24 protein-coding genes and 1 other RNA gene are annotated in these 25,692 nt (G+C 64.6%); 14 read left to right on the plus strand and 11 right to left on the minus strand.

All coding sequences use genetic code 11. The features are described from left to right. Positions 1-36: 36 nt before the first annotated feature. The 9 genes from pheT (at position 37) to ACP_RS08805 (ending at position 7,460) form a co-directional block, all read left to right on the plus strand. Positions 37-2,103 carry a phenylalanine--tRNA ligase subunit beta gene (gene pheT / locus ACP_RS08770; RefSeq protein ID WP_015896950.1) on the plus strand — a complete coding sequence of 689 codons (2,067 nt, stop codon included), beginning with the start codon at positions 37-39 and terminating at the stop codon, positions 2,101-2,103. 149 nt (positions 2,104-2,252) lie between these two features. Beyond that, the gene (locus ACP_RS08775; RefSeq protein ID WP_041839436.1) at positions 2,253-2,534 is read left to right on the plus strand and encodes a hypothetical protein; all 282 of its coding nucleotides are present in this window, start codon (positions 2,253-2,255) and stop codon (positions 2,532-2,534) included. A gap of 10 nt (positions 2,535-2,544) precedes the next feature. Further along, positions 2,545-2,883: a cell division protein ZapA gene (locus tag ACP_RS08780; protein WP_015896952.1), complete on the plus strand. Its 339-nt coding sequence runs from the start codon at positions 2,545-2,547 to the stop codon at positions 2,881-2,883. Positions 2,884-2,982: 99 nt separating this feature from the next. Then, a complete protein-coding gene (locus ACP_RS08785) occupies positions 2,983-3,450 on the plus strand; it encodes a DUF3224 domain-containing protein (protein ID WP_202944459.1) in 468 nt (155 codons plus the stop codon). Between the two features lie 50 nt (positions 3,451-3,500). Then, positions 3,501-3,688, plus strand: a non-coding RNA gene (gene ssrS, locus ACP_RS17740) — 6S RNA. Positions 3,689-3,706: 18 nt separating this feature from the next. Further along, positions 3,707-4,516: a prolipoprotein diacylglyceryl transferase gene (locus ACP_RS08790; RefSeq protein WP_015896954.1), complete on the plus strand. Its 810-nt coding sequence runs from the start codon at positions 3,707-3,709 to the stop codon at positions 4,514-4,516. Next, entirely contained in the window at positions 4,513-5,580 is a 1,068-nt protein-coding gene (locus ACP_RS08795) for an RluA family pseudouridine synthase (protein ID WP_015896955.1), read from the plus strand. The genes ACP_RS08790 and ACP_RS08795 overlap by 4 nt, the downstream gene beginning before the upstream one ends. A 166-nt stretch (positions 5,581-5,746) precedes the next feature. Beyond that, positions 5,747-6,181 carry an organic hydroperoxide resistance protein gene (locus ACP_RS08800; protein ID WP_015896956.1) on the plus strand — a complete coding sequence of 145 codons (435 nt, stop codon included), beginning with the start codon at positions 5,747-5,749 and terminating at the stop codon, positions 6,179-6,181. Between the two features lie 373 nt (positions 6,182-6,554). Continuing rightward, a complete protein-coding gene (locus ACP_RS08805) occupies positions 6,555-7,460 on the plus strand; it encodes an acyl-CoA desaturase (RefSeq protein ID WP_202944460.1) in 906 nt (301 codons plus the stop codon). 59 nt (positions 7,461-7,519) lie between these two features. Here the strand turns inward: ACP_RS08805 and ACP_RS08810 are convergent, their stop codons facing one another. After that, the gene (locus ACP_RS08810; RefSeq protein ID WP_015896958.1) at positions 7,520-7,975 is read right to left on the minus strand and encodes a carboxymuconolactone decarboxylase family protein; all 456 of its coding nucleotides are present in this window, start codon (positions 7,973-7,975) and stop codon (positions 7,520-7,522) included. A gap of 126 nt (positions 7,976-8,101) precedes the next feature. Between ACP_RS08810 and ACP_RS08815 the strand changes: the two genes are divergently transcribed. Together ACP_RS08815 and ACP_RS08820 are read left to right on the plus strand one after the other, a co-directional pair. Further along, on the plus strand, positions 8,102-9,298 hold the full coding sequence (locus tag ACP_RS08815; RefSeq protein ID WP_015896959.1) for a BaiN/RdsA family NAD(P)/FAD-dependent oxidoreductase: 1,197 nt from the start codon (positions 8,102-8,104) through the stop codon (positions 9,296-9,298). Positions 9,299-9,395: 97 nt separating this feature from the next. Then, on the plus strand, positions 9,396-10,322 hold the full coding sequence (locus ACP_RS08820) for a hypothetical protein (RefSeq protein ID WP_041839437.1): 927 nt from the start codon (positions 9,396-9,398) through the stop codon (positions 10,320-10,322). 179 nt (positions 10,323-10,501) lie between these two features. On the opposite strand, the gene ACP_RS08825 is transcribed toward ACP_RS08820, so the two are convergent. Next, on the minus strand, positions 10,502-13,450 hold the full coding sequence (locus ACP_RS08825; protein WP_015896961.1) for a hypothetical protein: 2,949 nt from the start codon (positions 13,448-13,450) through the stop codon (positions 10,502-10,504). Positions 13,451-13,621: 171 nt separating this feature from the next. After that, positions 13,622-14,473, minus strand: coding sequence for a class I SAM-dependent methyltransferase (locus ACP_RS08830; RefSeq protein WP_052294761.1), 852 nt, complete (start codon positions 14,471-14,473; stop codon positions 13,622-13,624). Between the two features lie 111 nt (positions 14,474-14,584). Between ACP_RS08830 and ACP_RS08835 the strand changes: the two genes are divergently transcribed. Next, positions 14,585-15,163, plus strand: coding sequence for an RNA polymerase sigma factor (locus ACP_RS08835; RefSeq protein WP_052294762.1), 579 nt, complete (start codon positions 14,585-14,587; stop codon positions 15,161-15,163). After that, complete coding sequence (locus tag ACP_RS08840) at positions 15,160-15,606, plus strand: hypothetical protein (RefSeq protein WP_041839438.1); 447 nt, start codon at positions 15,160-15,162, stop codon at positions 15,604-15,606. Before ACP_RS08835 ends, ACP_RS08840 begins: the two co-directional genes overlap by 4 nt. A gap of 60 nt (positions 15,607-15,666) precedes the next feature. On the opposite strand, the gene moaC is transcribed toward ACP_RS08840, so the two are convergent. The 5 genes from moaC to ACP_RS08865 form a co-directional block, all read right to left on the minus strand. After that, positions 15,667-16,149, minus strand: a complete 483-nt coding sequence (gene moaC, locus ACP_RS08845) for a cyclic pyranopterin monophosphate synthase MoaC (RefSeq protein ID WP_015896963.1) — start codon at positions 16,147-16,149, stop codon at positions 15,667-15,669. A gap of 2 nt (positions 16,150-16,151) precedes the next feature. Next, positions 16,152-17,390, minus strand: a complete 1,239-nt coding sequence (locus tag ACP_RS08850; RefSeq protein WP_015896964.1) for a molybdopterin molybdotransferase MoeA — start codon at positions 17,388-17,390, stop codon at positions 16,152-16,154. A gap of 82 nt (positions 17,391-17,472) precedes the next feature. Continuing rightward, positions 17,473-18,606: a carboxypeptidase-like regulatory domain-containing protein gene (locus ACP_RS08855; protein ID WP_015896965.1), complete on the minus strand. Its 1,134-nt coding sequence runs from the start codon at positions 18,604-18,606 to the stop codon at positions 17,473-17,475. A gap of 68 nt (positions 18,607-18,674) precedes the next feature. Next, positions 18,675-19,364: a 7-cyano-7-deazaguanine synthase QueC gene (gene queC / locus ACP_RS08860; RefSeq protein ID WP_015896966.1), complete on the minus strand. Its 690-nt coding sequence runs from the start codon at positions 19,362-19,364 to the stop codon at positions 18,675-18,677. Positions 19,365-19,404: 40 nt separating this feature from the next. Beyond that, a complete protein-coding gene (locus tag ACP_RS08865; RefSeq protein ID WP_015896967.1) occupies positions 19,405-20,085 on the minus strand; it encodes a DUF2306 domain-containing protein in 681 nt (226 codons plus the stop codon). Positions 20,086-20,252: 167 nt separating this feature from the next. On the opposite strand from ACP_RS08865, the gene ACP_RS08870 reads away from it, so the two are divergent. Beyond that, positions 20,253-21,236, plus strand: coding sequence for an oxygenase MpaB family protein (locus ACP_RS08870; RefSeq protein ID WP_015896968.1), 984 nt, complete (start codon positions 20,253-20,255; stop codon positions 21,234-21,236). Between the two features lie 59 nt (positions 21,237-21,295). Here the strand turns inward: ACP_RS08870 and ACP_RS08875 are convergent, their stop codons facing one another. The 3 genes from ACP_RS08875 to ACP_RS08885 all read right to left on the minus strand — a co-directional run bounded on the left by ACP_RS08875 (position 21,296) and on the right by ACP_RS08885 (position 25,677). Next, complete coding sequence (locus tag ACP_RS08875; protein WP_015896969.1) at positions 21,296-22,828, minus strand: SulP family inorganic anion transporter; 1,533 nt, start codon at positions 22,826-22,828, stop codon at positions 21,296-21,298. Between the two features lie 261 nt (positions 22,829-23,089). After that, positions 23,090-24,406 carry a methylenetetrahydrofolate--tRNA-(uracil(54)-C(5))-methyltransferase (FADH(2)-oxidizing) TrmFO gene (gene trmFO, locus ACP_RS08880; RefSeq protein WP_041840129.1) on the minus strand — a complete coding sequence of 439 codons (1,317 nt, stop codon included), beginning with the start codon at positions 24,404-24,406 and terminating at the stop codon, positions 23,090-23,092. A 167-nt stretch (positions 24,407-24,573) separates the two neighbouring features. Beyond that, entirely contained in the window at positions 24,574-25,677 is a 1,104-nt protein-coding gene (locus ACP_RS08885) for an ABC transporter permease (RefSeq protein WP_015896971.1), read from the minus strand. Positions 25,678-25,692 lie beyond the last annotated feature (15 nt).

A 25,692-nucleotide genomic window follows, 5' to 3' on the forward strand; every position in this document is an offset into this window, starting at 1 on the left:
CGCTGACTGGCTGACCTGCTAACTTGCCAACTTGCTATGCGCATTCTGACTCAATGGCTCCGCGATTACGTAGCTCTGCCTTCCATTAGCGATGCTGAACTCGCAGATGCACTCACCCTGCGCGGCATCGCCGTCGATGGTGTCTTCGACCTCGGCGCTCATGGCTCTGTGTTCGAGATGGACGTCACCACCAACCGCGTCGACGCCATGAATCACTACGGCGTGGCCCGCGAAGCCAGCATCATTTTTGGCTGCGCGCTCAAGCCGCTGGACGGCTCTCTGCCCGCGCCAAAACCGGGCTCCGCATTCCCCGTCCGCATCGAAGAGCCCACGCTCTGCGGCCGCTTCACCGCGCGGGTGCTGCGCGGCGTCACCATCCAGCCCTCGCACGGCATCGTGGCCGAGCGCTTTGCCGCGCTCGAGCAGAAGCTCATCTCCAACGCCGTCGATGCCACCAACTTCGTCACGCTCGGCATGGGCCATCCCACGCATGCCTTTGATCTCGACAAGCTCGAAGGCGGCATCGTCGTGCGCCGCGCGCGCAAAGGCGAAAAGCTCGTCACCCTCGACGGCGTGGAGCGCACGCTCGACCCCGACGACCTCGTGGTGGCCGATGAAAAGAAGGCCGTCGGCCTCGCCGGAGTCATGGGCGGCCTCGACACGGCCATCTCCGCCAGCACCAAAAACATTCTCGTCGAGGCTGCGTGGTTTGATCAGAACACCGTGCGCCGCTCCTCGCGCCGTCATGGCATTCACACCGACGCCTCGCACCGCTTTGAGCGCGGAGCCGACTTCAACGCGCCGCCCTTAGCCAATGCGCTCGTCAGCCGCATCATTCTCGAAGCCGGTGGACACATCGAAGGCGAGCTGGTGGACGTGCTGATTCCTGAAGCCGAAGCCCGCACCGCGAAGCGCGCGGCTGTCTCCTTTGCCGTGCCCGAGATTGCACGCATCCTCGGCGCGACCGAGGACCCGCAAGGCATCACCGCCGCGGATGCCGAAGGCATTCTGACCGGCCTCGGCTGCACGCTTGAGAAATCGGGCGAGCAAAGCTACTCCGTCACGCTGCCCAGTTGGCGGCTCGACCTCGAACGCGAAATTGACCTGCTCGAAGAGATCGCGCGCGTCTACGGCTACAACCGATTCCAGAACACGCTGCCCACCTTCGCCGGTTCCGTGGTGGAGCTGCCCTGGGCCGCCAAAGAGGCCACTCTGCGCGGCAAGCTGCTCGGCCTCGGCTGGAATGAAGCCATCTCCTCGACCTTCTGCGCCGAGGCCGATGCGCTTGCGTTTTGCCGCGAGCCCAATTCGGCAGTGGCCGTCGGCAATCCGCTGAGTGAAGAGGCGGGCATGCTGCGCCCCTCGCTGCTGCCGGGCATGCTGACCATGCTGGCCAACAATCTCAGCCGCGATGTGGAGAGCGTCGCGCTCTTTGAGATCGGCACCGTCTTCACCGGCTCGACCGAGAAGGTGGACGAGCGCCCCGCGCTCGCCATTGGCGCGACGGGCCGGCCCTTTGGCGCGGGCGAGGTGGACTTCTACGACCTCAAGGGCACGCTCCAAGAGCTGCTGCACAGCTTCACGGCGCGCTCGCTTTACTTTGACCGCTTCCCTGCCGAATCCGGCCTGATGCCTGCCTGGTTGCACCCGGGCCGCAGCGCCCGCGCGGTGATCGACGGAGCCACGGTCGGCTACTTTGGCCAGTTGCACCCGGCCGAGGCCGAGCGCCGCAAGGTCAAGCAGACGGTGCTTGTGGGCGAGCTTTATCTGGACCGCCTCTACAAGCAATCCCTGCGCACGCCGGTCATCGAGGAGCTATCGCGCTACCAGGCCGTGCGGCGCGACTTCTCCTTCCTGGTGCCCGACGCCGTTTCCTGGGGCCAGCTTGCCGAGGCCATCGTCGCGCTGCCCATCCCCGAGTTGCGCAGCTTCGCTCCGCGCGAAATTCTGCGCGGCGAGCGCGTCGCCGCCGGCCATTATTCGCTGCTGCTCGGCACCGTCTTTCAGTCGCACGAGCGCACGCTGCGCGACGAAGATCTGCAGGCCTGGGCACAGCAGGTCATTGCAGCCATGCAGGATAGGGGCGCGCAACTGCGCTCCTAATCAACTCCCGTGGTAATTCACAGCGCAATTCCCGAAATCGGATGGCGAGGGGAACAAAGATGGTTCCCCCCTGCAATCCACCGCTTTTCCGCAGCTATCCGCGGCGGCAAGCGCTTTATACTGCGCAAAGAAGCAAAGAGAGGTACACCATGTCCACGCTTGCCCTGCAGGATGCCGAAGTTCCCGTCGTTGCCGACGATATGATTGCGCTTGAGCAGCGCGTGCTCCGCACCGTGGAGCTGCTGCGCAACGAACGCACCGCGCGCGCCAAGGCCGAGGAAGAGATGGCCGCGATGCGCCAGTTGATGGACGAGCAGTCGGTGCAGCTCACCGAGGTGCAGACGCAGCTTCGCACGCTTGAGAGCGAGCGCGAGGGCGTGCGCCAGCGTGTCGAGCGCCTGCTCCAGCAGTTGGACGAAATCAACGCGTAATTCCCCCACTATGGCTGATCAGAATCCCGAATCCGTGCAGTCCGTGACCGTCGCCATCTACGACCAGACCTACCATCTGCGTGGCGACGACGCGGCTTATATCCAGCGCCTCGCCGACATGGTCGATGACAAGATGCGCCTGGTGGCCTCGCACGGCAAAACCGTGGACTCGCTGCGCGTCGCCGTGCTGGCCGCGCTCAACATCGCCGATGAGCTGGCCACGCTCGAGCGCAGGTATCAGGCCCTCACCGGCTCAGTGCAGCAGACCAGCAGCAGCATTCGCGACCGCGCCCACACGCTCAGCGGCCTGCTCGATGCCGTGCTCGAAGACGAGCGCAAGCTCGGCTGAATCTCATCCCAAAGACGAGCGCAAACCAGGCTGATCTTTTTCCGACACCCCCGCTCGCTGGCCATTGCCCTCCGGCCTGTCTCCGCATACACTGCCCGCATGCTGCGATTCGCCGCCGTCGCTCTGCTCTGCTTCGGTCTTCCCTTTCTCACGCACGCACAGCCAAGGAGCGCGCCCGTCATGCACCATGCCCACGGCACCTTCACCGTCGAGATGAAACCCGCGGCCGCATCCCCCGCCGAAGGTCTCACCACCTTCACCATGCAAAAGAAATTTGAAGGCGACCTGACCGGCACCGGCCAGGGCGAGATGATCAGCGCCGGGGACTACAAGGCAGGCGCGGCCGGCTATGTGGCCATCGAAACGGTCACCGGCACGCTCGATGGCCGGCAGGGCAGCTTTGCGCTCGCGCAACTGGCCACCGTGGATGCAAGCGGCCCCAGGATGCAGGTCATCGTTGTTCCCGGCTCGGGAACCGGGGCGCTCAAAGGCATCGGCGGCACTTTCACCATCAGCATCGAACACGGCCAGCACTTTTATCAGCTCGACTACACGCTGCCCGAATAAGCCCTGCCGCTTGCTAATCCTCAGACCGACCCGATAGCATCCAAACAGAGACCGGCCTGCAAAGCAGGTGTGGTGGTCAACGCTGGTTGAACCTACATTCATTGAACAGGGAGCTCGACTCGTATTTTGGCTCGGTGTGCAGTGTCCGCCAGTCCGGAATGCCTAAAGAGCTACGGAGAGTTCCCACCGTCTTAGGACGGGTTCACCGGCGAACCCTGCACGGCCCCGCGGGCCGGTTTCTTTTTTCCTGACGCACGTGTATCCCCGCCTCTTCCAGTTCGGACCCTTCGCCGTGCCCACTTACGGCATGTTCTCCGCGCTGGCCATGGTGGCCATGCTGCTGCTCGTGGTGCATCTGGCGCGGCGTCTCGATCTGCCGCAGGAAAAGCTCTGGAACCTCACCATCCTCGCGCTCCTGACCGGCCTCATCGCCAGCAAGCTGCTACTGATTCCCACGCACTTCTGGATCTTCCGCGCGCACCCCTTCTGGGTGCTCGGCCTCTCGACGCGCTATGACCCGTGGATTCCCGGCGTCTCGGCCGCGCTCGGCATCGCCATGGCCTGGCTCTACGTCATGGCCGAGGGGTTGCCGCTGCGCCGCACCCTCGATGCCCTCGCGCCCGCCGTCACGCTGGCCCTCGGCCTGCAGGCTATCGGAGCCTTTCTGGCCGGGGCAAACTTCGGCACGCCCACCCGCGCGGCCTGGGCCGTCACCTACCACAGCACGCAGGCCTCGCTCTGGTATGGCACGCCGCTCGACCGCCCCCTGCAGCCCACGCAGCTCTACCACGCCGGGCTCTGTGCGCTGCTGCTCGTTGCCCTGCTCGTCTGGCTACCACGCCGCGCGCAGGATGGCGAGCTCGCCGGCCTTTGGCTCTTCGCCTACGGCATCGCACGCTTCTTTTTAGAGTTTTATCGCGGCGCGGCCTCGCCTGTGGGCATCTTCACGGCCACACAATGGCTCGCGCTGGCTATGGTGCTCACGAGCGCCGTGCTGCTCTGGAAGCACACACCCGCCACCCCCCAAGTTTCCGAAACCAGCCCTGAGATTCCGGCACACCTATGAGCAAGAAATCCCAAGCCGCCGAACACGCCCCGAACCAAAGCGAAGCCCCGGGCAAAGACCATGCCCCGCAGATCCAGCACTTCACCGTGCCCGCCGAGGCCGCCGGGCAGCGCCTCGACGCCTGGCTCACCACGCAGTTGCCCGACGTGAGCCGCTCGCGCGTCAAGCTGCTGCTCGACGATGGCCAGGTCACGGTGGATAGCCTGAAAGAGCGCGCCTCGCTCAAGCTGCGCGGCGGCGAGTCCGTGGAAGTGCGCGGCGAACCGGCCCCGCCTCCGCTGCGGGCCATGGCCGAAGACATTCCGCTCGACATCATCTACGAGGACAAGGACCTCATCGTCGTCAACAAGCCCGCGGGCATGATGGTGCATGCCGGTTCCGGCGCAACCGACAGCGCGCGCAACCGCGGCACGCTCGTCAATGCGCTGCTTGGCCGCCAGGAGAAGCTCTCAAAGACCGGTGGCGACTTGCGCCCCGGCATCGTACACCGGCTCGACAAAGAGACCAGCGGCCTCATCATCGTCGCCCGCAATGACGCCGCCCACCAGCGGCTGGCCGAGATGTTTTCGCAGCGTGAGATTCACAAGACCTACCTCGCGCTCGTACACGGCCACATTGCGGAGGATCGCGGCACCATCAACGCCGCCATCGCGCGCGACGTCATCCGCCGCACCCGCATGACCACGCGCCGCACCGAGGGCGCGCGCACGGCAATCTCGCACTATCGCGTGCAGCGCCGCATCGAGACGCGCTGGGGCAAGTTCACGCTCGTCTCCGTCAGAATTGAGACCGGCCGCACACACCAGATTCGCGTACACCTCTCGTCCATCGGTCACCCGGTGGTCGGCGACACCCACTACGGAGCGCCCACGACCATCGTGCTGCCGGTGGCCAACCGGGCACGGCGCAAGCAATTGCCCGCGCCCGAGGGTCTCTCACTGCCGCGCAACTTTCTGCATGCGGCCGAGCTTAAATTCCCACACCCGCGCAGCGAAAAGCCCCTGCACCTCGAAGCCCCGCTGCCGGCCGAACTGGTCGCATTTCTGGAGCAGCTGGAATCCTGAGAGCCGCCCGGGTCTTCCCTGCGGCCGTTCTTACCCGGGCCGGAAACCCGAGCACCCTTTTCCCAACTGAAGCCTGACAACTGACAACTGGGGACTGACAACTGTCCTCCCCGGTCTTCGATATGCTGTGGAGTCACCCATTTTCAGCACCCAGGAGAGCCTCCGCATGAAAGTCCTCTACACCTCTGACGTCACCGCTACCGGAGCACGCCACGGCCACGTGCGCAGCAGCGACGGCCTGCTTGACGCGCCTCTCGCGCTGCCCAAAGAGATGGGCGGCAACGGCGGCGCCACCAATCCCGAGCAGCTCTTTGCCGCCGGCTACGCCGCCTGCTTTGGCGGAGCGGTGGAATATCTTGCCGCCCAGCAGAAGCTGCGCACCGGCGAGGTCACCGTGCGCGCCCAGGTCGGCATTGGCCCCTATGACGAAGGCCAGGGCGAGGGATTCACCCTCTGCGTCGCGCTCGACATCACCCTGCCCGAGCTCACGCAGGCCGAGGCCGAAGCGCTGGTGGCCCACGCGCATCGCACCTGCCCCTATTCCAACGCCACGCGCGGCAACATCGACGTCACCCTCACCGCGCACGGCGGCAAGGCATAAGGCTCATTCTTACGGCTGATGGCAAAACCCGCAGTTTTGAAGGGGCAGGGCTTCAGCCCTGCCATAAACGCAACAAAGTCCATCGGCCTTTAGGCCCTGAGGGATGAATTCTTGATCCTTTCCGATCCTGGCCAGCGGCCTGCTTTCTTTCGGCCTGTTTTCCATTCCGGGCAAACCCGGCTTTCCCGGTTTTATCCGCCGAAAGCCGGGTTTACCGGAAATTCGCCGTCCGGCCACCCCCATCAGGTAGACTAGGGATAGCTCCAGACTTCCGTATGCCTGCATTCGCAGGCGCTCTGGAGAGTATCACCACAGCCGAGACGAGATCTGTTGCACGCCATCTGATCCACGTTCTTTGCTGGATCAGAGGAATATGTCCAAATCTTTCGTCGAAGAATCCCCCACAGTCAGCACGCAGCAGATGCAGGCGGATGCCCAGCATTTTGTTCAAAGCAAGTCGAAGGCACTCAACTTTTCCTTCGCCGCTGTTCTCACCCTCATGCACGTCGGCGCCATCGCCGCCCTGTTCTACTTCAAGTGGTCTGCCGTCGGCGCGTTCCTGGTCATGTGGGTCATCGCGCAAAACATCGGCATCGCCATGAGCTACCACAGGCTGCTCACGCACCGTGGTTATGTGGTGCCCAAATGGCTGGAATACACCATGGCCATCTGCTCCACCATGGCCATGCAGGGCGGCCCCATCTACTGGGTGGCCGTTCATCGCCTGCACCATCAGCTCACTGACAAGCCCGGCGACCCGCACTCCCCGCGCGACGGCGTGTGGTGGTCGCATGTGGGCTGGATTCTCTACGGCACGCTGCACAACGGCGATCCCGCGCTGGCACGCTACGCGCCTGACCTCATTCGCGACCGCTTCTACGTCTGGCTGAGCCGCTTCCACCTGGTTCCGCTGGCGCTGGCCGGCGGCGTGCTCTATTACTTTGGCGGATGGTCATGGCTGCTCTGGGGCATTCCCCTGCGCGTCGTGCTCGGCTGGCACACCACCTGGCTGGTCAACTCGGCCACGCACCTGTGGGGCTACCGCAACTTTGATACGCGCGATGACTCACGCAACAACGTCCTCGTGGCCATCATCTCGGGCGGCGAAGGCTGGCACAACAATCATCACGCGCACCCGGTCTCGGCCACCCACGGCATGGCCTGGTATGAGATTGACGTCAACTACTGGGGCATCCGCCTGCTCGGCTTCCTTGGCCTCGCCAAGAAGATCAAGGTGCAGGGCCTCAAGGGCGGACCCGCAAAGGTCCTCCACGGCTGATTCGCCACCATCGCAGTCACAGAAGCCCCGGCCTCGCGCCGGGGCTTCTGCGTTCCCGCTCATCCCTGCGGCTCATATCCACCCACTGCGGGGCGCATCGCAACCGCCACGCGATTCCATACGTTGATCGCGCCAATCGCCCAGGTCAGCTTCACCGTCTCCGCCTCGCTGAAATGCTCGCGAACCTCCGCATACACCGCATCCGACGCATGGCCCTGCTGAATATTCGTGATGGCCTCCGTCCACGCCAGCGCCGCGCACTCGCGCCCGGTAAAGAACGCCGTCTCGCGCCACGCACTCAACGCATAGATGCGCTGCTCCGTCTCGCCCTTATGCCGCGCATCCTTGGTGTGCATGTCAATGCAGAAGGCGCAGCCATTCAACTGCGACGCGCGAATCTTCACCAGTTCCAGCAACGCCGGCTCCAGTCCGCTGCGCCGCACCGCGCCCTCCAGGTGAATCATCGCCTGATAGCCTTCCGGGAAGGCCTTCGCATAATCAATCCGCTGCTCCATTACTCGCTCCTTTTCTGGTCGCGCTGTTTGCGCCCCACAGAGTAGCTGATGATGCCCGGCGTCAGACGACCCCAGGTTTTCTGTGGAAGAACGCAAATTCTCCTCCCGCTCCGGTAGATTCAAGAGGTGACTGCGAGTGTTTCTTCCTACGATGTGCTGGTGATCGGCGCTGGCGCTGCCGGGCTCATGTGCGCGATTGAAGCCGGCAAGCGCGGCCGCCGCGTGGCCGTGCTCGACCACGCCGAACGCGCCGGCAAAAAGATCCTCATCTCCGGCGGCGGGCGATGCAACTTCACCAACCTGCACTGCCGCGCCGAGAACTTCCTCTCAGAAAATCCGCACTTCGCCAAATCGGCGCTCGCCCGTTACACGCCGCGCGACTTTCTCTCACTCGTAGAAAAGCACGGCATCGCGTACCACGAGAAAAAGCTCGGCCAGCTCTTCTGCGACCACTCCGCGCAACAGATCGTCGATCTGCTGCTCCACGAGTGCGCTGAGGCCAACGTCACGCTCCACCTGCGCACACAAGTGAATCAGGTGCGGCACAGCGGCGGCTTCGAACTCGACACCATCACCCCGCAAGGCCCGGTCACCTTCCACGCGCCCGCGCTGGTCATCGCCACCGGCGGGCTCTCGATTCCCAGGATGGGCGCGACCGGCTTCGGCTATGACGTGGCACGGCAGTTTGGCCTGCGTGTCATTGAGCCGCGCCCCGCGCTCGTGCCCCTGGTGCTCGGCGAGGCCGGGCAGCGCGACTGGTGCCAACTCTCCGGCCTCTCCGCCGAAGTGATCGCCTCGACCAGCACGCCCGGCGCGCAACGGGCTCGCTTTCAGGAGAAGATGCTGCTCACCCATCGCGGCCTCAGCGGCCCGGCCGTCCTGCAGATTTCCTCCTACTGGCGGCCCGGCGCATCGCTCACCCTCGATCTCGCCCCCCGCGCAAACATCACCGCGCCCCTGCTCGCCCAGCCGCAGCGCGACATCAGCAAAGCGCGCGCCGCTCTGCGCGAGCATCTGCCGCAGCGCCTCGCCGACCGTCTGATCACGCTCGCGCCACCCTCCAGCTTCAGCAACCGCGCCCTCGAAGCCTGGGAGGAGCATCTGCACCACTACCGCTTCACGCCCACCGGCACTGAAGGCTACGAGAAGGCCGAGGTCACCGCCGGCGGCGTTGACACCGCCGAGCTCTCCGCCAAGACGATGGAAAGCCGCATCCCCGGCCTCTATTTCATTGGCGAAGTCGTCGATGTCACCGGCCACCTGGGCGGATTCAACTTTCAATGGGCCTGGGCCTCGGGCGCAGCCGCCGGCCGCGCCGTCTAACAATGCCTGGGTGCCCCGGGTCCGTCCATTCGGACCCGGGTTTAGTCACTCCCGCTTCGCGATTTCCTCTCTCCCCGATAAAATCAAAGTGCAAGCCATGACAACCACCCCACAAACAGCTCTGACGGCCATGTTGGGCAAAGCGGCAAACGATGCCGGACTGCTCGTGATCGCGACCGAAGCCGGTCTCGACTTCAACCAGAAGCCCACCACGCGCTTCCGCCTCGGCCTGCCCGATGACTCGGGCCGCACGCTGCTGCTCGAGCTCAGCGAGGCCTTTGACTTTGACAAGCCCGAGCTGCTGCCGGCCATGACCACGCACCTGCAGGAAGCCGCCAAGCGCCTGCGCAATCCGCACCCTGACGCCTACGTCACCGTTGCGGGCCTGCCCATCAGCCTGGGCAGCTTCGCCTGGCCCTTTCACCGCTCCACCTCGGGCGCGGACACCTTCATCGTGCACGGCACCGTGCATCTGGCCAACGGACAAGACTCCCCGCTGCACGCCAAGGTCTCCGCCAGCATGACGCTCACCTTTGCTGAGATTGTGCCCGCGGCCGAGCAGCCCTACGCCGAGACGTTCATCTACAACGCCATCCGCAAGACGCTCGACTACGGCCAGCTCGAGCTGCTCAAGAGCGGCAACCGCCAGCCCGTGCCCGTCACCACGCGCTACTACAGCCGCTGGCAGAAGAAGTTCTTCTTCACCGACACCGACGACGACACGCGCATGGAGTTCCTCGCGCTCAAGGCCTTCTGGCTCTCGGGCGTGCTCGGCAACAGCGCTCCGGTCTGGATCTCTGATCCACGCGACGCCCAGTACCTCAACACCACCGCCGAAGAGCTGCAGCGCATGGCCGGCGAACTTGAGAAGCAGGGCCTGCTCCAGCTTCACGCCGACTATGCCTCGGCCACGCCCGCGCTCATGGCCCGCGCTACTGAGTACGAAGCCAGGCTGATGAAGGCGCTCGAATACACCAAGCCCACCTTCAACGAAGAGATGCGCGCCGGCCACACCAATATGTAACAGACGTCGCAGCAAATAAGAAAAGGCACGGATTACTCCGTGCCTTTTTCATTTTCCTTTGCCACAATCCGGATACCAAGGTCTCGCATCAGGTGTCTCGCATCAGGCCCCCGGCCTTAGCCCCGCCGGGTGCCCCGGGTCCGTCTGTTCGGACCCGGGATCATCTCCCCTTCCCGCCCTTAAACCTGTGGCGGCCCATCCGGAGTCGAAGCCGTGCTGCTATTGTTCTTCGCAGGGGCGTTGCTGCTCTGCTTCTTCTGGCTCGCACCACTCGCGGGCTGCGCTGCCGCAGGAGAAGACGCGTTGTCTGTCGCCTGTGGCGCTGGAGCTTGCGCGGCGGGCGCGCCCGTCTGCCCCTGCCCCGTCTGCCCCTGCCCAGTCTGCCCCTGCGAGGATTGCCCCTGCGGCGCACTCTGCCCCGTAGCTTGCGGCTGTGTTTTCGTCGCAGGTTCCGCAGTCGAACTTGCCGCCGGGGACGCCGAAGATTGCGCCGCGCCGGAATTCGTAACCGTCTGCGGTCCATTTTCCGCCGCGGATGCCCCACTCTGCGAAGCCGGCTGCGCCGCACTGCTCGCAGGCGCGGCAGCACTGCCATTCGAGCTGCCTGCCCCGGTCGGAGCAGCCTCACCCGGCACATACGGAGCGCGCGCCGGCGCGGGCGGCGGCACCGCTGCCGGCCGCACTACCGGAGGCGGCGGAGCCGAGAGCGTGATCTGGTTCACCACCGTGGGGTCATCCCGCAGCTTCACATACAAATCGCCCGTGCCCGTCTGCGGGTCGGGGTGCGGCACCGGCAGCTCGTAGCCCGGGAAACCATCCGGCACCTGCACTGCATGCTGGAAGGCCGCATCGCTCGCCACCGCATCCACCAGGAACAACTCCGTGCCCGTCAACTGGCAGGGTTGCGAGCCCTGCGCCGGGCAGGTCAGCTTCTTCAGCGTGGGCAGGCGCACCAGCGTCACCAGCGGCTGCCATGAGCCCGGCACGCCATCGGCCACCACGCGAAACTGCAGCGGGCCAAACGCCGATCCGCCAAAGGCCTTCGCCGGATCGAGCGTGGCTAGCGCCGTATGCTCGTCCTGCAGCGTCAGGCCGCCATTCTGCATATTCAGCGTGGTCGTGAAAGCATGGCCGGCGGTTGAAACCTCAATGGCCTCGGTACGGCCAAAGCTCTGCGGCGTCACCGCATGCAGGCTAAAGGTCAGCGAGGAATTCTCCGGCAGCTCATCCTGATCTTCCAGATTGATGTTGCTCTGGTTGGCCGCGAGCGGCTGCACGCTCTTGCTCAGCAGCGCCACCTGCGGGCGCGGCTGCTCAATCACAGCCTGCACCGTCAACCGGCGTCCATCCTTCAGCCGGACCTCGGCCTGCGCGCTGCCCGGCTCAAACTGCGCGCACTTGGTCTTGTCTTTCGCCTGCATCTGCAACTGGTCCTGGCCATCGGCGGACTTCAACGGTCCCGGCGCAAACGTCACACCGTTGACGCGCATCTGCTGCACCTCATCGAGGCGCTTGCCCGTCAGCACGCCCTCGGTGTCGCCCGCATGCAGGCTGAAGCCGTTCAGGTGCGCGGCCTCGGCAAAGCTGTGCAGCGGAACCCTCTCCGGCTGCGCAAATCCAAACTGGTGCACCACCAGCATCACCTGCCCCGGATGCGCCTTCTTGAGCGGCAGCGTCACCTCGACCTCGGTCGGCTTCAGTTGCTTCCACTGCACCTTCAGCTCGCGCGCGCGGCCATCCTCGATCGCAATGTTCTCCACGCACGCGGCATTGCCCGCGTCCAGATGCACCACGTCGTCGCGGCCCACAATCAGCGCGTCGCTGTCGGCTGTGGCCAGCATCCACGGCTGCGGATGCGCATTCTCCAGCTCGAAGTTCGGCCCGTCGTAGCGGTCAAATCCCCAGTAGCCGTGCAGCGAGGCCGAGACTGTGTCGCCGAACTGCTTGGCCGAGAGATTGTCCGTATCAATTACAAATCCGCCCTTCAGCGCATTCGCTTCCGCATGCAGATCGACCGTCTTGCCATCCTTGGTCGTCAGCCGCAGCACCATGTTGTGCGCATAAGCGGTAGAGAACACCAGCGGAGCGCCTTCCACCGGCAGCACCAGATCCGAATTCTCCGCGCAGTACGTGCTCGTCGCATCCACGGCATGCAGCGGCGGAGGCTGCGGAGGCTCGACGGCCGGCATCGCCACCACAATCACCGACTTGGGATTGCTGAACGACGGCGGCGCATTGAGCCGCAGCGACAGCTTGTCATTGTGCGGCATGGCCAGCGCCGGAATGTACTGGTACTGCGCCGAATGAAAGGACTCCAGAATATGCGCTATGTCGAGCACCGACGCAAGATAAGGGCTGTAGTAGCCGTAGCGCGCCTGCGGAGTCGAGCTGACCTCCATCGCCAGATCGGCCGTTGGCCCCGAGGTCAGCTCCTCGGCAATGTTCGCCGTCTGCGTGTCGTTCAGCACGAGCGAATCCTCGTTCTGCATCAGGCACGGCGCTTCCTGCTCGGAGTAGCGGTCAAAGCACGTGTTGTCGAGCTTGATGGCGAGGCTGCGCGCCATCATCTGGGCCGCGTGCTTCAAATCTCCGGGATTGGTCGCATTCGTCTCGCGCACGCCCGCCAGGTACGTGTCCAGGCGCGAGCGGTCAAGCGTCGCGTGGTTCAGATCCTGCGTGGCGCGCACAAACGCGCCCGGCCGATGCTGCACCGCATTCACCAGCGCCTTGAAGTCACCGCCCGTCTCCGGAGCCAGAAACACCACCAACTGCTCGGCGCCCACCGGCACCGTCACATGCAGGCCGCGCGCTTCCTTCCGGTTCCAGGGCTCGTTGCGGTAAAACCACCGCTCGGGCGGCGGATTGGTCGCCCCCCGCAAAAACGCCGCCACCATCAGGTAATGCACCGATTGCGAATCCGGAAAATCCGCGCGAATCCACAGCTTGTCGCCCGGCTCCAGGTTCGGCGTCTCTGAAATGGGCAGGGTCACGCCCGCCCGCGTCACCGTCATCTCCACGGTGGGGCCGGTCAAGTCAAAGGGAGCCGGGTCTGCCACGGCGGGCACAGCCGCCGACAGACAACTCAGGCCCAACAGCGCGCTACACAGCAGGCGAAATCGAAATGCCATGGCTTATTTTAGGTTTCTCTTGGTTGAAATTATGTTGCCCAGCATCCAGCTATTCACGTTTTTTACCGGGCCTTTCAGAAGGCACTCGCCAGTCTCCACGCAGGCACACGTCCGCGCGTGCCCGTGCACCGGCTGATGAGGCAAACCCCAGCGGCAGCAAACAGTTGCGTCTCAATCGCTTGCCTCCGGGTTTCCCTTGCTCAAAAGCATCTCCGGCGCATCTTGAGACGCAGCCCGGCCTGTGGAAGTACGCACCGGGCGTCCAATCAGGTACTGCACCCGGGCCCTGCCCGAGCCGGCCTGCCCGGTCTCCCAGGCATAATCGGGCGCGCGCAGACCCTCCACCAGTTCCCGCATATCGGCCTCGGAGTACGACCGCAGGCACGACAGCACGCCATCCAGCCAAAGCGTAAACGGCACCACCGGCAGCAGATAGGTCCACAGCAGCCGCTGCCAGCCCAGGGGACGCATCCACGGCGTCAGCGCCCAGTTCAGCACCGGCATGCCAAAGCACAGCAGCACCGTCTTCGCGCGCGGCTGCGCCAGCTCAAAAACGCCGATCCCCACGCGCCGCCCAAAGGCATCGGCCAGCATGGCCCGCGCCTGCTCCGGCGTAAAGTGATGAAAAGACGAGAAAATCGTCCGGAAACCGCGCAGCTCCTCCGGGACCCGCGCCGCATCGACCGGCTCCGCGCAAAACCCAACGCGCCCGCCCGAGGCCGCCTCAGTGCGGGCAAATGCCGCCTGGTTAGGAAATTTATCGGTCAGCACCACCGAAACGCCTTCGCCCAGCGAGGAGGCCAGCTTCGGGGCCAGCGAAAGCCACGGCCCTCCGCCCCCCGAGCACAGGTCCACCACCTGCCGCGTCCCGCTCTCGTCCATCGCCCGGCTCAAAAGCGGAGCCACCGGGCCATAATTGCCCAGCGTATTCCACGTATGCTCCAGCGCATCCGTCACCAGGTCGCGCCACAGGCGCGGGTAGCGCGGATGATCGTGCATCTCAAACCACGGGCGGCGTCGCATCCTACTGCTGAGAGTACTGGATGCCGGGCAATTCCGCAGCCGCAACCGCCCGCACAGGAATTTTGAGCGAAAACGCTGTATCCTCCGTCCTTAGAGCAGGACGAGATTGCGATGAGTTATTCCCAGGCCCAGGCCGCCATCTGGCTCGCGCCCGCTCTTCAGCCGACGATGACCGACACTACTGAGGCGATCACCGCCCTGGTGGAGGAATACGCGACCACGCTCTACCGCGTCGCCTATTCCGTCACCCGCAACGTTGCCGAAGCCGAAGACGCCGTGCAGGAGACCTTCCTGCGCGTGCTGCGCCACCGCGAAAAGCTCTCCGAGATTCGCGACCGCCGCGTCTGGCTCGTGCGCATTGTGTGGAATGTGGTGCTCGACAAAAAGCGCCGCGCCAAAACGCGCCCCGAGACCGACGACATCACCGAGCACGCCCGCTCGCTGCGCGCCGCCGGATTCACCGCCGATCAGCACGCCATCTCCTCGCAGCAATACCAGCGCATCCTCGCCCTCATTGACCGCCTGCCGCCCAAAGAGCGCGATGCCATCCTGCTCTCGGCCGTCGAAGAACTCAGCACCGCGCAGGCCGCCGCCGTGCTCGGCACTACGGAATCCTCCATCCGCTCCCGCATCTTCCGTGCCCGCCGCGTGCTTGCTGAAATGCTCGCCCAGGAAGGAATCGAACGATGAAACTCCGTTCCTCGCCGCCTCCATCGGCTCCCGCGCACCCGGCGCTCGATGCCGCGCTGCGCCAGCTCGGCACGGCCACGCCCGATCCTCAAATGCAGGAGCGCCTGCTGCGCCGTCTTCGCACTGCGGCCCTCACCGATGCCGCGCCGCAGTCCGGCCTTCGCTGGCCGCGTTTTGCCGCCGCCGCGCTGGCCGGCAGTTTTGCCTGCGCGCTCATCGTCACCGGCAGCCTCGCTCACTCGCATACCGTGGCGGAGCGGCAGGCTGGCCCTCCCATGCTTGAAATCGTGCGCCCGCAAAGCGGAGTCAGCACCGCCTCGGCCGCGCACATCACGGCGCATCCCGTGCCCGCACCCGGCAAGGGCCGCGCCCATGAGCAAATGACGCCCGGAGTCCACACCCGGCAAGGTCTTGCCCTGCCGCAAAAAATCAGCAGCCAGTAGTCCGCAACCGCACACAGCCTGAACCGCAACGAATCACAGATCAGGACGAATCACGCGCCGTCAAGCGTCTCTGCCCGGACGATCCGCTACCCACTCCCCGCTCTTGCCGCCGCTCTTGCGCTCCAGCCGCACCCGCTCGATTCGAATACCCTTGTCGAGCGCCTTGCACATGTCATAGACCGTCAGCGCCGCCACAGAGGCGGCCGTCAGCGCCTCCATCTCCACGCCCGTGCCTGCGGTCGTAGCCGCCGTCGCGCGAATCTCCACGCCGCCGTCCGCCACCTGCGCCTGCACATCCACAAAGCTCAGCGGCAGCGGATGGCACATCGGAATCAGGTCCGCCGTCTTCTTCGCCGCCTGCATGCCTGCAAAGCGCGCCACCTCCAGCGGGTTCCCCTTGGGATTCTCCGGCAGCGCCGCCAGCACCTCTTCCGTCAGCGCCACAAAGGCCGAGGCCACCGCCTCGCGCCGCGTTGCGGACTTGCCGCTCACATCCACCATGCGGGCCTGCCCGCTCTCATCAAAGTGCGAAAGTTTGCTCATCTTCACCCCAGCAGCAGCGCAGTCACCTTCGCGCCTGCCTCCAGCCTTTCCGCTTCTTCCGGCACCACCACAAATCCCTCCGCGCGCGCCGTGCTCGCCAGGTCGCCCGAGCCCTGCCACATCACCGGCGTCACGCGCACGCCGTCGATCGACGACTCAATCTGCGCCGGCAAAAAGCGCGTCAGCCCCGGCTTCACGCTCACTTCGCGAGTGAGCGCGCCTCGCGTCCAGCGCGGCCAGCGTTCCGGTGTCTCGCCCATCAGCGCCGCCACCAGCGGAGCGCCAAAGAGCGCGAACGTCACCATCGTCGAGACAGGATTCCCCGGCAGGCCCAGAAAATATCGCGGCTCGCCCTCATGCCGTGCCCGCCCAAACACCACCGGCCTGCCGGGCTGCATCTTTACGCCGGTAAACAGAAACTCCGCGCCCACGCGCCCGAGCGCCTGCTCTACATAATCAAAGCGGCCCATCGAAACGCCGCCCGTCATCACCAGCAGATCGCACGCCAGCGCCGCGCGAATCGCCTCTTCCGTGGCCCGCGCATCATCCGGCACAATCGGCAGCCGCACCGGCTCCGCGCCCATCGCCAATAGCTGCGCGGACAATGAGTAACTGTTTGAGTTGCGAATCTGTGCCGGTGCGGGAGTCTCGGCCACCGGCACCAGTTCATCGCCCGTCGCAAGAATCGCCACTCGCGCCTTGGCCGCCACGGCAATCTCCGCATAGCCGCAGGCCGCCGCCGCCGCAATCTGCGCCGGGCCCAGCCGCGTGCCTGCCGGCGCCACCACATCGCAGGAGCGCGCCTCCGCGCCCACCGGCACAATGTTCTCACCTGCCTTGATCACGCGGCCTTCCTGCAAACGCACTTCGTCGCCGCTGCGCTCCACATGCTCCACCATCGCAACGGCATCGGCGCCCTCGGGCACCGCCGCGCCCGTCATGATCTCGACCGCCTCACCCGAGGCCAGCGGCGCGCCATTCCACATCTCGCCCGCGCGCACTGTGCCCAGCACGCGATGCGGCCCGGCCACGCTGCTCCCTGCACTCCACGCAAATCCATCGCGCGTGGCGCGCGGAAACGGCGGCTGATCCCGATCCGCATGCACCGCCTCGGCGAGTATGCGGCCCGCCGAAGAGGACAACGACACCCGCTGCGCCATCCGCTCGCACTCCAGCAGTTTGCGCGCCTCGGCCAGCACGACGCGCTCCGCCTCGCGGTACGCCAACACCTGCTCACTCATGGGGTCATTCTCTCCTTCTGCCGCAAAGAAAAAAAGAGCGCCGCAACTTGCGACGCTCTTTCTGTCCGGTTTTGCTCCAGCCTTACCGGTGACGGTAGACCTTCTGCTGCTTCTGTCCGATGCTGGCCAGAATACCCTTCACTTCGCCCGCGAACGGTCCGTTCGGCGCCAGTTCCAGGTACTTCTGGTAGGCCTCCACGCAGCCCGGAGGCGCAATGATCTTCTGCGTCTTCGGGTCCACGGTCGCCTTCTGAATCAGCGCCTGCCCCTTCAGGTAGTAAGGAATCGGAGCCTTCGGGTCAGCCGCAATCGCCTTATCCGCCGCCGCCACCGTGGCATCGCCCTGGTTGTTGCGGTTCATCACGATCGCTTCGTTCTGGTAGAACATGCTGGCGTTCGAGGGGTCCGCCGCCGCGGCTGCGTCATAGGCTGCCTGCGACTCGGCGACCTTGCCGGTATCGCCGTACACCTCACCCAGCGCATCCTCGGCAATGCCCATCACCTGCTGATTCGGCTTCTTCTCGGCCTTGTCGAGGGTGATGGCCTTGTTCAGTGAAGTGATGGCGTCGTCATACTTCTTCTCGCCCTTCTGCGCCACGCCCAGTTCCACCCACAGCAGATACGCATCCGGCATCTGCGCGGTGTCCTTGGTCATCAACGCATCGGCAGCGGCATAGTTCTTGGTCTGGTTATCCTGGCGCGCCTGCTTGAGGTCGGCATTCAGGTTCTTGATGACCGAGTTCTGCTTCAGAATCTTCGCGTTCTCTGCCTTCACCTTGGCGAGCTGCTTCTGCTGCTCGGGCGAGAGCTTCTTCACATAATCCGCACGCGAAAGATCAAAGTCCTGCGCCGTGTCCTGTCCGGCCACAACCTTCACGTTCTGGAACTCGTCCAGCACCTTGCCCTTGGGCGTGTTCGGCTCGCGCAGCGTCACCGTATAGGTGCCAGCCTTGATGTTCGCGCCCTTGTAGTCGCCGTTCGAATCCGTGTGAAAGGTGTACTCGCTGGTCTGGCCGCCATCGGTCGAGAGCCCGATGATGCCATCCGTGATCGCCGCCCCCGTCGGATCGTTCACATGCCCGTGAATGCTGCCCACCTTGGCCGCTGTCGTCGCCGTCGTGGCTGCCGGAGCCGCCGTCTGCTGGGCCATGCCGGGCAGCGCCACCATCACCGTCGCCGCCAGCGCGGCCGTCAACCAGAGTTTCGTCTTCATCATTTCCGTTCTCTCCCGGGCCGCGCGTGCTTGCTGACTGCGCGGCTCTTTACTGCTTGAACCCGTTTATTTTATCGATGGGCGTACGGAATCGGATCAACAGCATCCGCTTCCTCAAAGGCGCGCAGACGAAGCACGCAGCTTTCGCATTCGCCGCAAGCCTCTTCCGCGCCGGAGTAGCACGACCACGTTAAATCCAGCGGAGCACCCAGTTCAAGGCCGAGACGCACGATCTCCCGCTTCCGCAGTTGAATCAACGGCGTCTCCACCCGAATCGAACCCTCTTTCGTGCCTGTCTCTATCAGATGCTGAAAAGCCTCATAATAGGCGGGCCGGCAGTCCGGATACCCCGAACTATCCTGCTCCACCGCCCCAATCACAATCTTCGACGCGCCCAGCACCTCGGCCCAGCTCACCGCCGCCGCCAGAAAATGCGCATTCCTGAAAGGCACATACGTCACCGGAATCTCCGCGCCAATCGCGGCTTCTTCGGCCGGAGCCTTCGGCACGTCAATGCTCGTGTCCGTCAGCGCCGACCCGCCGATGCGACGGAAAAGATCGATCTTCAAGTGCAGAAGATCTTTGAAGCCCAGCCGCTCGGCCACGCTGCGCGCCGAGACCAGCTCGCGCGCCTCCGTCCGCTGCCCATAGCTGAAGTGGATGGCGTAAGGCTCATAATCCCGCGCCGCAATCGCCGCGCACACACACGAGTCCATCCCGCCGGAAAGACATACCACCGCTCGTTCACGCTTCGGGGTCATCTCTTTCAGGATACCGCGCCGCGCGCCCGGCCGCCCAGCACTATACGGCAGCGGCCTTCACGGCAAATTTGCGCTTGTAATACGCCGTCGTCACGATGATCGCAGGCACGCCAATCATGATCGGCACAATCCATACCCACCACGCCCCATGCAGCAGCGGCCCCACGGTCACCACGCAAAAGGCCGTCCACGCCGCGATGTAGCTGCCGATCATGCCCTGCAGGTGCGCATACCACCAGAACATCTTTTCCCTGGGAGGATGCAGAAAGCCCCACATCGTCCGGCCCGCGAACCGCATGCCGATCAGGCCAAAAATAATCGCCGGAATCCCTAGACCCTGCACCAGCTCCGGGCGAAACGCTCCGCAAACCGCCAGACCCGCGCTCGCCGCAAAGCTGAAGACAGCCACGCCCCAATCCACAAGGCCTGCGACCCGTTCGTCCTTCCACGCCGCCTTTTGCGCCAGCACTCGATAGCCGCTGAACGAAAGATAGAAGCTGAACACCGCCACCAGCGCCAGAAACAGCGTGGGCCGATACACCGCCATCGCCAGCGCCGTAGCCGCAACCACCGTCATCGCCCAGAAATAGAGCTTTCCCCAGCGCCGGTGCGCCTTGCCGCCCTTGGCAGTCACCAGCGCCAGCGGAGCCAGCACAAAGGCCATCCCTCCGGCCGTCACGTGAATCCCCAGCAGAACGTGCATCCACCACGGATCGCGCATCGCGCACCTCGTTACACTCGAAATACCTCGAAAGGTCTCAGCGGAGGATCATCTTGCAATACGCGCGCACATCCCCGCAGGTTCCTGCACTTTCGCGCAAAATTGCCCGCCTTCCCTCTCCTTTTCGCAGCCACCTTCGGTCAAACAGCGCCCGTCTAAGCTAAGGCATGCAGCCGGTCACCCCGCACGACTTCGCCACGCGCTCACAGGCCGCCGCGAGCCATTCCTCGCCGCCCGCCCACGGACTCTTCGGGCCTGCCTCCCTGAGCTGGCGCGTCAATCGCGAGTCGGCGCTCTTTCTCGCCGCCGGACGCGCCTCGCTGCTGCAGCTCGCCCATCCCTGGGTGGCCGTCGCGCTCGATCAGCACTCCTCCATTCGGCGCGACCCGCTGGCCCGCTTTCACAATACCTTCCGGCTCGTCTTTCCCATGGTCTTCGGCACAACGCAGCAGGCGCTCGCCGCCTCGCGCCATCTCTACGGTCTGCATACCCGCATTCAGGGCACGCTGCCTGAAACCGCCGGCAGCCACGCGCAGGGCTCGCCCTACATGGCCAATGAAGTCGAAGCGCTGCTCTGGGTCTTTGCCACGCTGGTCGAGAGCGCCCTGGTCGCCCACGATGCCGTGCTGGCGCCGCTCACCGCAGCCGAGCGTGAGCAATACTACGCCGACAGCCTGCGCCTGGCCGCACTCTTCGGCATCCCCGCCGCCGCGCTGCCTGCAAGCTGGAGCGCCTTCCAGCGCTACTTCGCCGTCATGATCTCATCCAGCCAACTCAGCGTCGCCCCGCTCGCCCTCGACCTCGCCCACGGCGTCCTGCACGGCACCGGAACCTGGCTGCCCGTCCCCGGCTGGTATCGTGCCCTCACCGCTTACTGGATGCCGGAACCGCTCCGGACCGCCTTCGCGCCAGCGTTTGGTCCGGCCTTCGGCCCGGCGGATTCCCGCGCGCACACCGACGCCACCGCCCGGCGCGCCCTCCGCTATCTCGCTGCCAGCTACCGCCACTGGCCCGCGCCCGTGCGCTTCGTCGGGCCTTATCGCGAAGCCCACGCCCGGCTGCACGGCCGCCGCCCCGGACCACTGACGCGCCTCAACAACCGCTTCTGGACCGGCGCACCCCGCATGCTCTTTGCGCCGCCAAAAGCATGAGGGCAGCGCGCTGCGCTGCCCTCATGCCTAAGCCCTTACCCCAGCCTCAACTGATCTGGTCAACTAATCTGGTCATCGGCCACATGATAGCGCGGGTCCTCCAGCACATTCACCTCGACCATCGACTGCGCGCGCCGCAGCAGCTCATAGCAGTCCGGACTCAGGTGGCGCAGATGCAGCCGCTTGCCAATCTGCTCATATTTGCCCGCGAGCCCGTCAATCGCCTCCAGCGCCGAGTGATCCATCACCTTCGCATGCCGAAACTCCACAATCACATCTTCCGGGTCATCCTGCGGAGTGAACAGCTCCTGAAAGCTCGCCGTCGAGGCAAAGAACACCGTGCCCGTCAGCTCATAAATCTTGCGCCCCTCTTCATCCATGCGCGTCTTTACGCCAATCTGCTTGGCATGCTCCCAGGCAAATACCAGCGCCGAAATCAGAATGCCCAGCACCACCGCGGTCGCGAGATTGGTAAACACGGTCACCAGTGTCACCGTGGCCACCACAAAAATATCCTGCCGGGGAACCTTGCCAATCGCACGGAAGGTGCCCCACTCGAAGGTCTTCTCTGAGACCACAAACATCACGCCCACCAGCGCCGCGATGGGAATGCGCTCGATCAGCGACGAAGTGAACAGGATGAAGCTCAGCAGGCACAGCCCCGCCACAATGCCGGAGAGCCGCCGCCGCGCGCCCGCATTGATGTTGATCATCGTCTGCCCGATCATTGCGCAGCCGCCCATCCCGCCAAAAAATCCGCACACAATGTTGGCCGCGCCCTGCGCCAGGCACTCACGATTCGGCCGCCCGCGCGTGCCCGTGATGTCGTCCACCAGGTTCAGCGTGAGCAACGTCTCAATCAATCCCACCCCGGCCAGAATGAACGCATACGGCACAATGATCTTCAGCGTCGCCAGATTCCACGGCACATCGGCGATGTGAAACTTCGGCAGCCCGCCATGAATCGACGCCATGTCGCCCACCGTCAGCGTGTGAATGCCCAGCATCGCGGAAAGCAGCGCCACCGTGATAATCGCCACCAGCGCCGCCGGCGCGGCCTTTGTCAGCTTCGGCAGCAGATAGATGATCACCATCGTCACAACGATCAGCCCGATCATCACCAGCAGCGGCCGCCCGGTCACCCAGTGCAGATGGCCCGCCGCGTCCTTCACCTTGAAGTGGCCCAGTTGCGCCAGCGCAATCACAATCGCCAGTCCATTCACAAAGCCCAGCATCACCGGGTGCGGCACCATGCGAATGAACTTGCCCAGACGCAGCAACCCGAACGCCAGTTGCAGCACGCCGGCCAGCACAATCGTGGCAAACAGATACTGCACGCCATGCTGCACCACCAGCGCCACCATCACCACGGCCATCGAGCCGGTCGCGCCGGAAATCATGCCCGGACGCCCGCCGAACGCCGCCGTAATCAGGCACATCATGAAGGCCGCATACAAACCCACCAGCGGATTCACATGCGCCACCAGCGCAAAGGCAAGCGCCTCCGGCACCAGAGCCAGGGCCACGGTCACACCAGAAAGAATGTCAACTTTAGCTTCGATGACCGAAGCAGTCATAGAGGAGAAAGACAATATAAGCTCCAAGCGCGATCCACCGAGGACACAGGCAGGGATCGCCGGAAAAGGGGAAGACTCAGCAAGAGCCCGCCTCAAGAAATCAAAGGAAAAGGAAGAAACGGATCAGAGACAGAAGGGCGCGCCACTCATACTGGAGTGGACTGCAGCCTGCGGAATGGGAGGTCCAGACGCAACATCTCTTGATTCAGCCTAACATGCGCGTCCTGCCCGGCCGGGCAGGACCTGCGGCGGCGAGACCCGCGGCGGCCTGGCCCATCACCGCGCCAGACCACTCCACCACGCATCAAACTTCGCGAGCGCCCGCTCGCAGACCATCCGGTGCCGCTCCTTCTTGTCGCGCACCTTGCGCCGCGTCTCTTCCTCGAGCGGCTCCAGCAGGTCAAAGGTGATATTCGCCGGCTGGAAGCGCTTCAGCTCCGCATGCGTGATGTAGTTCACCAGCGAGCCCAGCGCCGTGCCTCGCGGAATCTCCGCCACCTCGCGCCCCATCGCCGCGGCCGCCGCATAAATGCCCGCCAGCAGCCCCATGCCCATCGACTCCGTATAGCCCTCGACGCCCGAAAGCTGCCCCGCCACAAACACACGCGGATGCGCCTTGAAATGCAGCCGCCCGGCCAGCACCGCCGGAGCCTGAATGTACGTGTTGCGGTGAATCTGCCCGTAGCGCAGAAACTTCGCATTCTCCAGGCCCGGAATCATCCTGAGAATCCGCGCCTGCTCGCCATACTTCAGGTGATTCTGAAAACCCACCAGGTTGTACGAGTCCGCCCGCAGATTCTCGCACCGCAACTGCACCACCGCCCACGGCGTCTGCCCCGTGCGCGGATCGCGCAGCCCCACCGGCTTCATCGGCCCAAACCGCAGCGTGTCGCGCCCGCGCCGCGCCAGCTCCTCAATCGGCAGGCAGCCCTCAAAGTAATCGAGCTTCTCCCAGTCCTTCTCCTTGACCGTCTCGGCGCTCACCAGCGCGTCATAAAAGCGGTCGTACTCCTCGCGATTCATCGGGCAGTTGATGTAATCCGCCGTGCCCTTGTCCCATCGCGCCGCAAAATAGACCCGGTCCATGTCGATCGACTCGGCATCCACAATCGGGCTGATCGAGTCATAAAACGCCAGATGTTCCTGCCCGGTCAGCCGCGCAATCTCCTCTGACAGCGCCGAAGACGTCAGCGGACCGCTCGCCAGCACCGTGACCGGCCCCTCCGGGTCAAGCTCGGTCACCTCTTCGCGATGCACCGTGATGCGCGGCTCGGCCGCAATCGCCGCCGTAATGCGCCGCGAAAACTCCTCGCGGTCCACCGCCAGCGCATGCCCGGCCGGAACCGCCGCCGCATCCGCGCACTGAAGCAGCGGCGAGCCCGCCCGCCGCATCTCCTGCTTCAGCAGCCACGGGGCCGTATTTTCACTCTCTGATTTCAGCGAATTCGAGCACACCAGCTCGCCAAAGTCCGCCGTCTGGTGCGCCGGAGTCTGCCGCACCGGGCGCATCTCGTACAGGTCCACGTCCGCGCCCATCCGCGCTGCCATCAGCGCAGCCTCAGGCCCGGCCAGCCCGCCGCCAATCACACGCATCCGCTCAGCCACGCCGAGCCTCGCCGGTTTCAACCATTTCTTTCCTCACTCAATCCTGAAAACGACGGCAGAGATTCCTTCCGGCGTAGCCTGCGCCGGGTCATGATGCCTTCTCAAACCGGAATGCGGTCTTGGCGCCGAAGGCGCGTCCGCCTGGACGGCCAGTCCTATTCATACGCCAGCGCGTCGATCGGGTCCTTCCGCGCCGCCTTCCATGCCGGATACAGCGACCCCAGCAGCGCCCCCACCACGGCAATCGCCGCCGCAATGCCCCACCAGGCCCCCGGAATGCCGAACGAAAATGCCGGGTTGAAGTGCCAGATCGCAGCCCTCACCGCCAGCGTCATCAGCATGCCTGCAATCGTGCCCACGGCGGCAATCAACCCCGCCTCGCGCAAAATCGCATCCAGAATGTAGAGCTTCGACGCGCCCAGCGACTTCAGAATGCCGATCTCCCGCGTCCGCTCCATCACCGCCGTGTACATCGACTGGAAGATCACCAGGAAGCCCACGATCATCGCGATCCCGATCACGCTGTCCATCGCCGCCTGAAATCCCGGCAGGTGCGAGGGCGTCAGCAGCGACACCAGTTGCTCCATCGTCTGCACCTTGAAGGTCGCGAGCCCCGGCGTATTCTTGATCTCCTGCTCAATCAGTCCGTTGTTCTTCGTGTCGTCGCTCTTGATATAGAAGAGCGAGGCATGGTCCGGGTTCCCGATAATATTGTCCAGCGTCTTGATCGGGATAAACTTGCGCCCGCCCTTGCCATGCTGCACGATCCCACAAATCTTGAAGGCCCGGCCTTCGACGATCAACGTCTGCCCCACGTGGCGTCCGCCGCCCGTCCGGGCAAAAATGTCATCAATAATGACGTCATCCGGCCCCTGAAACGGCCCGCCCGCCAGGAACACAAACGGCTTCAGCGCGTTGTAGCTCTTGAAGTCGATGCCCCAGATGTTCTCCACCGACCCCACCGTGCTCAGGTTGGTCGTCACCGGAGCCACCACCGCCACGTGCGGCAGCTTCGCCAGCACCCCGGCCACGGCAATCGGCTCCGGAGCGCCGCCAATGCCCGTGATGAAGCTCGCGCTCGGCGGCTGCACAATCAGGTCCGCGCCAATGCCGTTGTGCTCGCTCTGCGAGTTCTGGAGCGTGCCGATCATGACGCCCACAATCGTGAGAATCATGACCACTTCAATGCCAACGGCCAGCGCCGTGATCACGGTGCGCAGAGGGCGATGCAGAATGTTGCCGACAACCAGCTTGTTCATGGGATTAAAGGGAGA

The sequence above is a fragment of the Acidobacterium capsulatum ATCC 51196 genome (assembly GCF_000022565.1).
Lineage (GTDB): Bacteria > Acidobacteriota > Terriglobia > Terriglobales > Acidobacteriaceae > Acidobacterium > Acidobacterium capsulatum.